Raw genomic sequence first — 13,236 nt, 5'->3', positions numbered from 1 at the left:
TGAACAAAATTAATGAGAAGAACGATGCAAACACAAAAACCAACACTTGAACTGCTCGCCTGCGATGCCGCCTACCGTGAGAACCCAACGGCGCTGTTTCATCAGGTGTGTGGCGCACGACCGGCAACGTTGTTGCTGGAATCCGCCGATATTGACAGCAAGGATGATCTCAAGAGCCTGCTGCTGGTAGACAGCGCGTTGCGTATTACCGCCTTAGGTGACACCGTCACTATTCAGGCGCTGTCGGCGAATGGTGCGTCGCTGCTTCCTCTGCTGGACGTCGCCCTGCCCGCGGGCGTTGAAAACGATAAACAGCCGAACGTCCGTCAGTTGACATTCCCCAGCGTAAGCCCGCTGCTGGATGAGGATGCCCGTTTATGCTCACTTTCTGTATTTGACGCGTTCCGTTTATTGCAGGAGCTGGTCAATGTGCCGCCGCAAGAGCGTGAAGCCATGTTCTTCGGCGGTCTGTTTTCCTACGACCTGGTTGCCGGATTTGAAGATTTACCCCAGCTTGAGGCGGGTAACCGTTGCCCGGACTACTGCTTCTATCTGGCAGAAACGCTGATGGTTATTGACCACCAGAAAAAAAGCACCCGCATTCAGGCCAGCATCTTTACGCCAAATGACGAGGAAAAACAGCGAATTAACGCCCGCCTGGCACAGTTGAGCCAACAGCTCACAGAACCCGCACCGCCGCTGCCCGTTACCGACGTGCCGCAAATGCGTTGTGAATGCAACCAGAGTGATGAAGAGTTCGGTGCCGTGGTGCGCGGAATGCAGAAAGCGATTCGTGCCGGTGAGATTTTCCAGGTGGTGCCTTCCCGCCGCTTTTCGCTGCCCTGCCCGTCACCGCTGGCTGCCTACTATGTGCTGAAAAAGAGCAATCCGAGCCCGTACATGTTCTTCATGCAGGATAACGATTTCACACTGTTCGGCGCGTCGCCAGAGAGCTCGTTGAAATACGATGCCACCAGCCGCCAGATTGAAATCTACCCGATTGCCGGGACCCGCCCGCGTGGTCGCCGTGCGGATGGCTCGCTGGACCGCGATCTCGACAGCCGTATTGAACTGGAAATGCGTACCGACCATAAAGAACTTTCCGAACACTTGATGCTGGTAGACCTGGCTCGTAACGATCTCGCTCGTATCTGTACCCCAGGTAGCCGCTATGTTGCCGACCTGACCAAAGTCGACCGTTACTCTTTCGTGATGCACCTGGTATCCCGTGTGGTGGGCGAACTGCGTAGCGATCTGGATGTGCTTCATGCTTACCGCGCCTGTATGAACATGGGCACGCTGAGCGGCGCGCCAAAAGTCCGCGCGATGCAATTGATTGCCGAGGCCGAAGGTCGTCGTCGGGGCAGCTATGGTGGTGCGGTCGGCTACTTTACCGCCCATGGCGATCTGGATACCTGCATTGTGATCCGTTCGGCCCTGGTGGAAGACGGTATCGCCACCGTGCAGGCCGGTGCCGGGATTGTTCTGGATTCTGTTCCGCAGTCTGAAGCCGATGAAACCCGTAATAAAGCGCGTGCCGTTTTGCGTGCTATCGCCACCGCGCACCATGCACAGGAGACTTTCTAATGGCTGACATTCTGCTACTCGATAACATCGACTCATTTACTTACAACCTGGCAGATCAGCTGCGCACTAACGGTCACAACGTGGTGATTTACCGTAACCATATCCCGGCTCAGACATTAATTGACCGTTTAGCGACGATGAAAAATCCTGTACTGATGCTTTCTCCTGGGCCTGGCGCACCAAGTGAAGCGGGCTGCATGCCAGAGCTGTTAACCCGCCTGCGCGGCAAACTGCCCATTATCGGTATTTGTCTGGGGCATCAGGCGATTGTTGAGGCCTATGGTGGATATGTGGGTCAGGCAGGGGAAATCCTGCATGGCAAAGCCTCCAGCATTGAACACGATGGTCAGGCAATGTTCAGCGGCCTGGCAAACCCATTGCCTGTGGCGCGCTATCACTCGCTGGTCGGCAGCAACGTACCGGCCGGATTAACCATTAATGCGCATTTTAACGGTATGGTAATGGCAGTTCGTCACGATACCGACCGCGTATGCGGCTTCCAGTTCCATCCGGAATCGATTCTGACCACTCAGGGTGCGCGTCTGCTGGAGCAAACGCTGGCCTGGGCACAACAGAAGCTCGAACAAACCAATACGCTGCAACCTATTCTGGAAAAACTGTACCAGGCCCAAACGTTATCTCAGCAGGAAAGCCACCAGCTGTTCTCTGCTGTCGTTCGCGGTGAACTGAAGCCGGAACAGTTGGCTGCAGCACTGGTGAGTATGAAAATACGTGGAGAGCATCCGAACGAAATTGCCGGCGCAGCAACGGCATTACTGGAAAATGCCGCCCCATTCCCGCGCCCGGATTATCTGTTTGCCGACATTGTCGGAACCGGCGGTGACGGCAGTAACAGTATCAATATTTCCACCGCCAGTGCGTTTGTCGCGGCGGCCTGTGGATTAAAAGTAGCCAAACACGGTAACCGCAGCATCTCCAGTAAATCAGGATCCTCAGATCTGCTGGCGGCATTTGGTATCAATCTGGATATGAACGCCGATAAATCCCGCCAGGCGCTTGACGACCTGGGCGTGTGTTTCCTGTTTGCGCCGAAATACCACACCGGTTTTCGCCATGCGATGCCGGTACGCCAGCAGTTGAAAACCCGGACGTTGTTTAATGTACTTGGGCCATTGATTAATCCGGCGCATCCGCCGCTGGCGCTGATCGGCGTTTACAGCCCGGAACTGGTGTTGCCGATTGCCGAAACACTGCGTGTGCTGGGATATCAACGGGCAGCCGTGGTACACAGTGGCGGAATGGATGAAGTTTCGCTGCATGCGCCGACCATCGTGGCAGAACTGCACGATGGTGAAATCAAGAGCTACCAGCTAACGGCGGAAGACTTTGGCCTGACGCCATATCATCAGGAACAGTTGGCCGGCGGCACGCCGGAAGAAAACCGTGACATTCTGAGTCGCTTGTTACAAGGTAAAGGTGAGGCCGCTCATGAGGCTGCTGTTGCCGCGAATGTCGCCATGTTAATGCGCCTGCACGGTAAAGAAGACTTAAAAGCCAACGCGCAAACCGTGATTAATGTGCTGCGCAGCGGTGCGGCTTACGACCGTGTCACTGCACTGGCAGCAAGAGGGTAAATGATGCAAACCGTTTTAGCGAAAATTGTCGCTGACAAGGCGATTTGGGTAGAAGCCCGCAAACAGCAACAACCACTGGTCAGCTTTCAAAATGATGTTCACCCCAGCACACGTGATTTCTACAATGCGCTGCAAGGGACACGAACCGCTTTTATTCTGGAGTGCAAAAAAGCCTCTCCGTCAAAAGGCGTGATCCGTGATGATTTCGACCCGGCACAGATTGCGGGAGTATACAAACATTACGCGTCAGCAATTTCCGTGCTGACGGACGAGAAATATTTTCAGGGTAGCTTTGATTTCCTGCCCATCGTCAGTCGCATCGCACCACAGCCGATCCTGTGTAAAGACTTTATTATCGATCCTTACCAGATTTACCTGGCACGTTTCTACCAGGCGGACGCCTGCCTGCTGATGCTGTCGGTTTTAGATGATGAACAGTATCGTCAGCTCGCTGCCGTTGCCCACAGCCTGAAAATGGGCGTGCTGACTGAAGTAAGCAATGAAGAAGAGTTGGAGCGCGCCATCGCGCTGGGTGCAAAAGTCGTCGGTATTAACAACCGTGATTTACGTGACCTGTCGATTGACCTCAATCGTACTCGCCAGCTTGCACCTCGTCTGGGCCATGGCGTTACCGTCATCAGTGAATCCGGGATCAACACCTATGGCCAGGTTCGCGAACTCAGCCATTTCGCCAACGGTTTTCTGATCGGCTCTGCGCTGATGTCCCATGATGACCTGCATACCGCCGTGCGTCGCGTTTTGCTTGGCGAAAATAAAGTCTGCGGACTGACCCGTGCACAGGATGCAAAAGCAGCGTACGAATCCGGGGCCATTTATGGCGGAGTCATTTTTGTCCCGACCTCACCGCGCGCTGTCAGCGTTGAGCAGGCGCGAGACGTTATGACGGGTGCGCCGTTACAGTATGTCGGCGTGTTCCGTAACACCGACATCGCCGACGTCCACGAAAAAGTCACCGCACTGTCGCTGGTCGCCGTACAACTACACGGCAGCGAAGATCAGGCCTATGTCGATGCTCTGCGCAATGTGCTGCCCGCGCAGGTAAAAATCTGGAAGGCACTGAGTGTTGGCGAATCACTGCCCGCTCGTCGCTATCAACATATTGATAAATACGTTTTTGATAACGGCCAGGGTGGCAGCGGTAAGCGCTTTGACTGGTCGCTGTTAGGCGGACAATCGCTGGATAACGTTTTACTGGCTGGCGGACTCGGTGCAGATAACTGCGCCGACGCGGCTAAAACCGGCTGTGCCGGGCTCGATTTCAATTCTGGCGTAGAGTCACAGCCGGGCATCAAAGATGCACGTCTTCTGGCTTCAGTCTTTCAGACGCTGCGCGCATATTAAGGAAAAGGACATGACAACATTACTCAATCCGTATTTTGGCGAATTTGGCGGTATGTATGTGCCACAGATTCTGATGCCTGCACTGCGCCAACTGGAAGAAGCGTTCGTCAGTGCACAAAAAGACCCTGAATTTCAGGCACAGTTTACTGACCTGTTGAAAAACTACGCTGGTCGCCCTACTGCACTCACCAAATGCCAGAACATCACTAACGGTACCAGGACAACGCTGTATCTCAAGCGTGAAGATCTGCTGCACGGCGGCGCGCACAAAACTAACCAGGTGCTGGGACAAGCGTTACTGGCGAAGCGTATGGGGAAAACAGAAATTATCGCAGAAACCGGCGCGGGCCAGCACGGTGTGGCGTCTGCCCTTGCCAGCGCCTTGCTGGGTTTAAAGTGCCGTATTTATATGGGTGCGAAAGACGTCGAGCGTCAGTCTCCGAACGTTTTCCGTATGCGTCTGATGGGTGCTGAGGTTATTCCGGTACACAGCGGCTCCGCCACGTTGAAAGATGCCTGTAACGAGGCATTGCGCGACTGGTCTGGCAGTTACGATACCGCGCACTATATGCTTGGTACGGCGGCAGGTCCGCATCCTTTCCCGACTATCGTACGCGAGTTCCAGCGCATGATTGGTGAAGAAACAAAAGCACAGATTCTGGAAAAAGAAGGCCGTCTGCCGGATGCTGTGATCGCCTGTGTAGGTGGCGGCTCAAACGCGATCGGCATGTTCGCCGATTTTATAAATGAAACCAGCGTTGGTCTGATTGGCGTTGAGCCAGGTGGTCACGGGATCGAATCCGGTGAGCACGGCGCACCGCTGAAACATGGTCGTGTTGGGATTTACTTCGGCATGAAGTCGCCAATGATGCAGACCACTGAAGGGCAAATCGAAGAGTCCTACTCCATTTCTGCGGGACTGGACTTCCCGTCAGTCGGGCCACAGCACGCTTATCTGAACAGTATCGGACGCGCTGACTATGTTTCGATTACTGATGATGAAGCGCTGGAAGCCTTCAAAACACTGTGTCTGCATGAGGGGATTATCCCGGCGCTGGAGTCTTCCCACGCCCTGGCACATGCGTTGAAAATGATGCGTGAAAACCCGGAGAAAGAACAATTACTGGTGGTCAACCTCTCTGGTCGCGGCGACAAAGACATTTTCACCGTACACGATATTCTGAAAGCGCGAGGGGAAATCTGATGGAACGTTATGAAAACCTGTTTGCACAACTGAAGGACCGCAAAGAAGGCGCTTTTGTCCCCTTCGTGACCCTGGGCGATCCCTCTGTTGAACAGTCACTGAAAATCATTGATACGCTGATCGAAGCGGGTGCCGATGCGCTTGAGCTGGGTATTCCGTTCTCCGACCCGCTGGCCGACGGCCCAACCATTCAGGAAGCGACATTACGCGCATTCGCGGCAGGCGTCACACCGTCACAATGCTTTGAAATGTTGGCACTGATTCGGCAAAAACACCCAACCATTCCGATTGGTTTACTGATGTATGCCAACCTGGTGTTCAGCAAGGGTATTGACGAATTTTACGCACAATGCGAGAAGGTTGGCGTAGATTCGGTATTAGTCGCCGATGTGCCGGTTGAAGAATCCGCGCCATTCAGAACGGCGGCATTACGCCATAATGTAGCGCCAATTTTCATTTGCCCGCCTAACGCTGACGAAGAACTGCTACGCCAGATTGCCTCTTATGGCCGCGGTTATACCTATTTATTGTCACGCGCAGGTGTTACCGGTGCCGAAAATCGTGCAGCGTTACCGTTGCATCATCTGGTCGAAAAACTGAAAGAATTCAATGCCCCGCCTTCTTTACAGGGCTTTGGTATCTCTGCACCGGAACAGGTGACAGGCGCAATTGAAGCAGGTGCTGCGGGGGCTATTTCTGGATCGGCGATTGTCAAAATCATTGAGAAGAATGTTGCAGCACCAGAGCAAATGCTGGTTGAGCTGAAAGCCTTTGTCAGTGCAATGAAAGCCGCGACCCATCAGTAAGCTGAAATAACCGCCAGAGGTTTCTGGCGGTTTTACCCGTCTTTTGCCTGCTTCATTTTGTACATGGCGTTATCCGCATTCTGGATTGCCACATCCAGTTCGCCCCCCACCTCGGCAACGCCCCATGACACCGACAGCGGTACGGTGTGTCCATCCACCACAAAGACGTGATCGTTGACCTGGCCACTGATACGCTGCGCAATCGCGATAGCATCACTTGTCTGGGAACGAAACAGCAGGATCATAAATTCATCCCCACCAGTACGAATCACGAGGTCGTGGCTTGTACGGGTGTTTGACAACATTCTGTTGGCAATAGTTTGCAGTGCACGATCACCTGCTGCATGCCCCCAGGTGTCGTTGACAGCCTTAAACTTATTGCAATCCAGCAGCACCACAGAACAATGTGATAAGTCCCGACGCTTAATAATGTCGAGAATTCGCCGATTAAAGCAGCCAGTCAGCGAATCAATATAAACCTTGAGGTCGCTTTGATTCAGCCACGACTTCAGCGAAAAACTGATCATAATAAAGAAGAACGGTGCCAGCAGTATCACAATTCCGGCGTGCGTATCGCGCACCATAAACCGGCCTAATGCTATCGAATAGTACAGCGCATATTTTTCCGACAACTTCCGCACCATAATGCGCGTTTTATCCGTACATTTGCCAGATAAACAGAGGCGCTCATTATTGGATAAATTCACCAGAGCCACATTCAGGCCCGGTGGCATTTGATAGTCAAAAGCATTTGCCAGCGCCTCCTGCAACTCGGGCTTTGAATGGTCATAGACCAGATAGGCGACGATTTGATCCGATATCTCTTTCCCGGAAAGGTCATAGATATAGCTCACCACGCTGTAGGCTTTTTCACCGGTAATTTTATCGGTATAAAAATTCGTTGAGCTAAGCGCTTTATTCTTGATGTTTTTTTGCAGCAGACGGGTATAAAAATCGACTGGCGGATAGAAAAATCCGGTAATGTCCTGCGCCATTTCAGAATCAGAGAACGTAAAATTGCGCGAATCAGAAGGCATAAACCAGTAAAAATAATCCGCATTCCTGGCAATGATGTAACGATGCGCATCAAAACTGCCAGGATTCAACTCATTAACCCTGCCGCGAATAAACTCCGCTGCCGTATACATACATAGAGCTTTAAGGTTGGCTTGTCGGGCGATAATCGCCCCTGTCGCCGAATGCACCCGCTTTGGGTCGGCATTAATTCCCCATTCCCCCGCATTACGCGGAACAAACTGCGCCGCATTATCACATTGATCGTCATTTTTAATGTGATGGTAGCGCTCACCAATCGCATCGGCGATGAGTTCATTATCGTTAAAGATATCCAGCATACGGGCTTGCAGGCGGTTAATCCCTTCGCTGGCCGTGGCCATACGCTGTTCGTAGATGATAAACAGAAACAACGAGGTAAATATCAGCGTAATCAGCCCCGATACCAGCAGTGCCTGCCTGTTCCTGAGCTTATCTTGCACAATCTTCACGAGTCCACCCTGATAGTTAACGGTAATGCCAAACCGGTTACCCGTTTATGTTGTTGCATAACAGCGCTGAGAATTAAAAATAATATAGATCGTCCTGTGGCCCTGATAATGGATGAAAATAACGTCTCTCCCGTGTACCTAAGTTACAGATTTATACAACAAAAGAACATTTTTGTTAACAAAAATGCAAACTAGTCATCCCCGGCAATCGGATAGCCGGCACGTCGAATCGCTTCCCGACAGTCGCTCACGCCTGCGGCATACCCAGCTTCGATTTCACAAACCGGACTGGCGCTGCAATAAGGTAGTGTGATTTGTGTGGAGATGACCTTTTCCAGGGCTTCCACCCTGCTCATGTAATTCAATAATTCGCGCGCAGCATAGACGGCAAACTCTTTCATATCATCGTCTATGGATGCTTCCATAAGGGAAATTTTTTGTTGTAGCAGCTGACGGGTCAATATCATCATCAATACCCTCAAAGCCAGTTTGCTTAAAGAGTAGCATTACATCAAAAGGGAGAAAGTCGGGAAGGGGAAAAGAGAGGAGAAAAAGCTGGCCGCAAAACGACCAGCCTTTCGGACTGGAATCGCTGACTTAAAAACGATAACCCGCAGAGAACATGAACACCCACGGATCAAGGCGTACGCTGTCGCGCTGCTGGACGCCACCCATTTTATAGCTCGCGGTGGTGTCGATATCCATGTACCAGACTGACATGTTAATCAGCCAGTCGCGGTTAATCAGATAGTCCATACCGACTTGTCCCGCTGCACCCCAGGAGTCTTTCAGGCTCAGATCGGATAAACCCGCTTCTTTCCCGTTGTTGTTAAAACCTTCATCGAAGAAAGTCGTGTAGTTCACACCCACGCCAACGTAAGGACGCAGTTTGCTGCTGGAGTCGCCAAAGTACCACTGCGCCATTAACGTCGGCGGTAAATGATGAACGGTGGCAATATCACCGGTTGGCCCGGTGCCGATCTTATGGCGGAACGGCGTGGCTGCCAGTAACTCAACGCCAATATTGTCGGTTGCCATATACGTGAATGTCAGGCCCAGTTGCGTATTGTTGCTGACATCAAAGCCACCCAGGCTTCCCAGCGTACCACCCGCGCCTTCCGTCGGTCTGACGGTAGCCGAACCTGCACGAATAAAGAACTCTCCGGCCTCATGCGCAAATGCGTTCCCAGAGAGAAGAGTTGTTAAAGCCAATGCTGCAACTGTTAATTTTTTCATGTCCGCTCCATCGTTATGGTTATAAAAGCGGAACGAATATACCCACAATGGAGTAATAAGTGATCTAACCTGGATCACATTGAGTTTAATAATTTAACATTTATTGATCCAGATTAAGTTAGAACTTGCATTCAAAATCCTGGTTAAATTAATTCAGATCAATTTTGATATATTTTCACTAAGCAAGTACCTTTAATGCCAACAGGAAGCGGTGGTTATTTGAACGTGATGTACAGAGAACAAACAACGATGTTGCAAGATGCTGAAGTCCTGGCCAAAAATTACCGGAGCTTTACAAAGATATGCCTTTCCATACATCGCACGATGCTGCCACTGTAGAGTTATCCAGGGTACAATTGCGCGCAAATGAACACCTGCAAAACTCAAGGAGAGTGCATGTCTATCACGGCGAAATCCGTTTACCGTGACACGGGAAACTTTTTCCGTAATCAATTCATTACCATCTTGCTGGTATCGTTATTGTGCGCGTTTATCACAGTGGTGCTAGGGCATGCCTTTTCTCCCAGCGACGCGCAAATCGCGCAACTGAGCGAAGGAGATCAGCTAACCAGCAGTGTGGGCCTGTTCGATCTGGTACAGAATATGACGCCGGAGCAACAGCAAATTTTGCTACGCGCTTCTGCAGCATCGACGTTTTCAGGGCTGATTGGTAATGCCATCCTTGCAGGAGGCATCATCCTGATGATTCAACTGATTTCGGCGGGTCATCGGGTTAGCGCATTACGCGCCATTGGCGCCAGCGCGCCGGTATTACCTAAATTGTTTATTCTGATTTTTCTGACTACCCTGCTGGTACAGGTTGGTATTATGCTGGTTGTCGTGCCCGGTATTCTGCTGGCTATCTTGCTGGCCCTCGCGCCGGTGATGGTTGTGCAGGATAAAATGGGCGTCTTTGCCGCTATGCGCAACAGTATGCGTCTGGCGTGGTCTAATATGCGACTGGTAGCGCCGGCCGTGATCGGTTGGTTACTGGCAAAAACGCTGCTGTTGCTTTTTGCGCCAAGTTTTGCAGTGTTAACGCCGAACGTAGGCGCGGTATTGGCGAATACGCTGAGCAATATGATCTCTGCTGTGCTGCTGATCTATTTGTTCCGCCTGTATATGCTGATTCGTCAATAAACCCTGAACGCATCCCGGGCGTGTTACCCGATGCTTTTTGATTACGGAATCGAAGAATGAAGCAGTTTCTTGATTTTTTACCGCTGGTTGTCTTTTTTGCTTTTTATAAGCTTTATGACATCTACGCGGCAACCTCCGCGCTTATTGTCGCAACAGCTGTGGTGTTGATCTACAGTTGGGTTCGCTATCGCAAGGTCGAGAAGATGGCGCTAATCACCTTTGTGCTGGTTGCCGTCTTCGGTGGCCTGACGATTTTCTTCCACAACGATGAGTTCATTAAGTGGAAGGTTACGGTGATATACGGACTGTTTGCCGGTGCGCTGCTGGTTAGCCAGTGGGTGATGAAAAAGCCACTGATTCAGCGCATGTTAGGAAAAGAGCTGACGCTGCCGCAGCCGGTATGGTCGAAGCTGAATCTGGCCTGGGCCGTTTTCTTCATCCTGTGTGGACTGGCCAATATCTACATTGCGTTTTGGCTGCCGCAGAACATTTGGGTCAACTTCAAAGTGTTCGGATTAACCGCCCTGACCTTATTCTTCACATTGCTGAGCGGAGTCTATATCTACCGCCATCTGCCGCAGGAAGATAAATCTTAATACGTGTTCGCCAGATCCCCGGATCTGGCGAATTTTTATCCGCTTGCGTTCTTCGTGACAGGCAAGCTAGCTTACATCCCCTCCGCGCGCCGCATCCCCTCTGTTCTCCGCCCGTAAATTCTAGTAGCATCGCGCCTGTAATCTTTCTCTACAGTCGGTTCTACAATGACAACAACGAATAACACCCCCCAGGGTGAACTGGTTTTACGCACTCTGGCCATGCCTGCCGATACCAATGCTAACGGTGATATTTTTGGCGGCTGGCTGATGTCACAGATGGATATTGGTGGCGCTATTCAGGCCAAAGAGATCGCACACGGCCGCGTGGTGACGGTGCGAGTTGAAGGAATGAGCTTTTTGCGCCCGGTTGCCGTAGGTGATGTGGTCTGTTGCTACGCTCGATGCGTAAAACGCGGGACAACGTCAATCAGCATTAATATTGAAGTCTGGGTGAAGAAAGTCGCTTCGGAACCTATTGGCCAGCGTTACAAAGCCACTGAAGCCCTGTTTATCTACGTCGCTGTAGATAAAGACGGTAAACCCCGTCCGATACCAACACAGGCCTGATAACCGGCGTTGAACCGTTATCAGACCTGCTTGCCGGAGAAAGCCTGACGCCAACTCCGGCACGCCAGTTACTCAATCTGCGTCGTACCGTTCAGACGGAAAACGATATTCACCACCAGGCCTGAACCGGGTTTGCCAGCCTCGTAACGCCATCTGCGCATCGCGTTTTTCACTTCACGCTCAAACATATTGGCAGGCTGTGCGGAAAGCACTTCAACATTCTCCACGCGACCATCTGACGTGACATCAAACTTGACTTTCACCCGGCCTTCAATGCGCAGAGCCTGCGCACGCGCCGGATACTGTGGCTGATTACGGCTTAAAGCGCGTGGCCCCGCCGGTGCGCTAACCACAGGTTTACTGGTTGCCGGCGCGGTACTTGTCGTTGCCGGACGAGCAGGTGCCGTGTTCTCAAACGGAGACGCCTGACGCGACTCCGCCGGTTTCACATCACGTTTTGGCTGCTCTTCAACCTTTTTCACCGGTTTCGGCTTCGGTTTTGGCTTAGGCTTCGGTTTCTCAATCACCACCGGTGCCTCTTTTGGCGGTTCCGGTATAGGTTCAGGTTCCGGTTCAGGCTCAACGACAGGCTCAGGCGGTGGTTGAACTGCCTGAGGTGGCTCAAGATCGGCAGGTGCGACCATCGTGATAGAGATCGGCTGCGCGGGTGCAGGCAGTTCAATAACCTGATGTACCGAGGTATACAGCAGACCCGCCACTACAGCGCCGTGAATGCCGACGGAAAGCAACGTCGGCCAGGGAAAGCGACGAGGTAAATCAAGGGTCATTGCAGTCATAATCGTTTCAGTTATAAAACCAGGCCTCGATTTTAAATGCAAATAGCAATCATATTCAATAAGCCCATGACAGTAAGCCGCATTTAAAACGCAATTTCATGTAAAAAAACCATTATCTTAATATGGCCTTAACAAAGCTATTATCTTTACGTTGCAGTTACCAGGGCTTTCCAATAACGTAAACGCGACTTTTACCGATCAAGGAGCTCTACCCGTGCTGTATGTTATTTATGCTCAAGATATCGCAGATTCTCTCGAAAAACGTCTTTCCGTGCGCCCTGCTCACCTGGCCCGTCTGCAACTCCTCCATGATGAAGGTCGTCTACTGACGGCAGGCCCCATGCCCGCGGTCGACAGTAACGATCCGGGTGCGGCGGGATTCACTGGCTCGACGGTGATTGCGGAATTTGAATCTTTAGAGGCAGCGCAGGCGTGGGCTGATGCCGACCCGTATGTGGCTGCAGGAGTTTATGCGCAGGTTTCGGTCAAACCGTACAAAAAAGTATTTTAAGAAACAGAACGGACAGGAATTCATTGGGCACCGCCAGCGGTGCCCTTTTTGGATCAAATGCTGTAGATCGCAAACAACAACGAATTTCGTTGATGATTGAGAATGCATTTTCTGATGGAGTGGATACGCATGTTACGACGCGATTGCCCTTCAAGCCAACGTGCTTTACGGCGGCTAGCCTGACGCAGCATCCGCCAGCGTCCCACTTCCGTTCTACTACGCTTCATGTTAACTACTCTTCCAGTCACAGAGCGGGCATTATACCCCCAGACCGAATGCGGGCCAGTGGTTTTCCCTTGTTTTTATTTGCCAGATGAATCCTGATGCGTA

At 51.7% G+C, this 13,236-nt stretch carries 14 protein-coding genes, 1 pseudogene and 1 other annotated feature (1 of these 16 running past the window's edge); of the genes and pseudogenes, 10 read left to right on the top strand and 5 right to left on the bottom strand.

Features of this window, described 5'->3' with window-relative positions; translation table 11 throughout:
• Nucleotide 1, top strand: a sequence feature (Trp leader region); it begins 94 nt to the left of the window's first position.
• A gap of 23 nt (nucleotides 2-24) precedes the next feature.
• From OGX95_RS21765 to trpA, 5 genes are read left to right on the top strand one after another with little or no spacing between them, the layout of a single operon-like run.
• A complete protein-coding gene (locus OGX95_RS21765; RefSeq protein ID WP_286630962.1) occupies nucleotides 25-1,587 on the top strand; it encodes an anthranilate synthase component 1 in 1,563 nt (520 codons plus the stop codon).
• The gene (gene trpD / locus OGX95_RS21760; protein ID WP_286630961.1) at nucleotides 1,587-3,182 is read left to right on the top strand and encodes a bifunctional anthranilate synthase glutamate amidotransferase component TrpG/anthranilate phosphoribosyltransferase TrpD; all 1,596 of its coding nucleotides are present in this window, start codon (nucleotides 1,587-1,589) and stop codon (nucleotides 3,180-3,182) included. Before OGX95_RS21765 ends, trpD begins: the two co-directional genes overlap by 1 nt.
• Before the next feature lie 3 nt (nucleotides 3,183-3,185).
• The gene (trpCF, locus tag OGX95_RS21755) at nucleotides 3,186-4,544 is read left to right on the top strand and encodes a bifunctional indole-3-glycerol-phosphate synthase TrpC/phosphoribosylanthranilate isomerase TrpF (RefSeq protein ID WP_286630998.1); all 1,359 of its coding nucleotides are present in this window, start codon (nucleotides 3,186-3,188) and stop codon (nucleotides 4,542-4,544) included.
• Between the two features lie 10 nt (nucleotides 4,545-4,554).
• A complete protein-coding gene (gene trpB, locus OGX95_RS21750) occupies nucleotides 4,555-5,748 on the top strand; it encodes a tryptophan synthase subunit beta (protein ID WP_202038508.1) in 1,194 nt (397 codons plus the stop codon).
• Nucleotides 5,748-6,554, top strand: coding sequence for a tryptophan synthase subunit alpha (gene trpA, locus OGX95_RS21745; RefSeq protein ID WP_286630960.1), 807 nt, complete (start codon nucleotides 5,748-5,750; stop codon nucleotides 6,552-6,554). The genes trpB and trpA overlap by 1 nt, the downstream gene beginning before the upstream one ends.
• Before the next feature lie 32 nt (nucleotides 6,555-6,586).
• Here trpA and OGX95_RS21740 read toward each other — a convergent pair whose 3' ends face one another.
• The 3 genes from OGX95_RS21740 to ompW all read right to left on the bottom strand — a co-directional run bounded on the left by OGX95_RS21740 (nucleotide 6,587) and on the right by ompW (nucleotide 9,295).
• Nucleotides 6,587-8,059, bottom strand: coding sequence for a GGDEF domain-containing protein (locus OGX95_RS21740; protein ID WP_286630959.1), 1,473 nt, complete (start codon nucleotides 8,057-8,059; stop codon nucleotides 6,587-6,589).
• Between the two features lie 191 nt (nucleotides 8,060-8,250).
• Entirely contained in the window at nucleotides 8,251-8,526 is a 276-nt protein-coding gene (locus OGX95_RS21735) for a hypothetical protein (RefSeq protein WP_286630997.1), read from the bottom strand.
• A gap of 130 nt (nucleotides 8,527-8,656) precedes the next feature.
• Nucleotides 8,657-9,295, bottom strand: a complete 639-nt coding sequence (gene ompW / locus OGX95_RS21730) for an outer membrane protein OmpW (protein WP_286630958.1) — start codon at nucleotides 9,293-9,295, stop codon at nucleotides 8,657-8,659.
• 281 nt (nucleotides 9,296-9,576) lie between these two features.
• On the opposite strand from ompW, the pseudogene OGX95_RS21725 reads away from it, so the two are divergent.
• The 4 genes and pseudogenes from OGX95_RS21725 to yciA form a co-directional block, all read left to right on the top strand.
• Nucleotides 9,577-9,663: pseudogene (locus OGX95_RS21725) on the top strand (YkgJ family cysteine cluster protein); the annotation flags it as partial.
• 28 nt (nucleotides 9,664-9,691) lie between these two features.
• Complete coding sequence (locus OGX95_RS21720) at nucleotides 9,692-10,435, top strand: YciC family protein (RefSeq protein ID WP_040233207.1); 744 nt, start codon at nucleotides 9,692-9,694, stop codon at nucleotides 10,433-10,435.
• 56 nt (nucleotides 10,436-10,491) lie between these two features.
• The gene (locus OGX95_RS21715; RefSeq protein ID WP_003020667.1) at nucleotides 10,492-11,031 is read left to right on the top strand and encodes a septation protein A; all 540 of its coding nucleotides are present in this window, start codon (nucleotides 10,492-10,494) and stop codon (nucleotides 11,029-11,031) included.
• A gap of 165 nt (nucleotides 11,032-11,196) precedes the next feature.
• Nucleotides 11,197-11,598, top strand: coding sequence for an acyl-CoA thioester hydrolase YciA (yciA, locus tag OGX95_RS21710; protein ID WP_286630957.1), 402 nt, complete (start codon nucleotides 11,197-11,199; stop codon nucleotides 11,596-11,598).
• A 68-nt stretch (nucleotides 11,599-11,666) separates the two neighbouring features.
• On the opposite strand, the gene tonB is transcribed toward yciA, so the two are convergent.
• A complete protein-coding gene (gene tonB, locus OGX95_RS21705) occupies nucleotides 11,667-12,386 on the bottom strand; it encodes a TonB system transport protein TonB (protein ID WP_286630996.1) in 720 nt (239 codons plus the stop codon).
• A gap of 223 nt (nucleotides 12,387-12,609) precedes the next feature.
• On the opposite strand from tonB, the gene OGX95_RS21700 reads away from it, so the two are divergent.
• Nucleotides 12,610-12,906 (top strand): YciI family protein, encoded by a 297-nt coding sequence (locus tag OGX95_RS21700; protein ID WP_048211485.1) that lies wholly within the window; start codon nucleotides 12,610-12,612, stop codon nucleotides 12,904-12,906.
• A 53-nt stretch (nucleotides 12,907-12,959) separates the two neighbouring features.
• On the opposite strand, the gene OGX95_RS21695 is transcribed toward OGX95_RS21700, so the two are convergent.
• Nucleotides 12,960-13,133 carry a YciY family protein gene (locus OGX95_RS21695; RefSeq protein WP_005126414.1) on the bottom strand — a complete coding sequence of 58 codons (174 nt, stop codon included), beginning with the start codon at nucleotides 13,131-13,133 and terminating at the stop codon, nucleotides 12,960-12,962.
• Between the last annotated feature and the right edge of the window lie 103 nt (nucleotides 13,134-13,236).

Origin of the sequence: Citrobacter sp. Cu233 (assembly GCF_030332225.1) — a bacterium.
Lineage (GTDB): Bacteria > Pseudomonadota > Gammaproteobacteria > Enterobacterales > Enterobacteriaceae > Citrobacter.
Note: the sequence above shows the minus strand (reverse complement) of the source record. Positions and strands in the feature narration are given on the sequence as shown.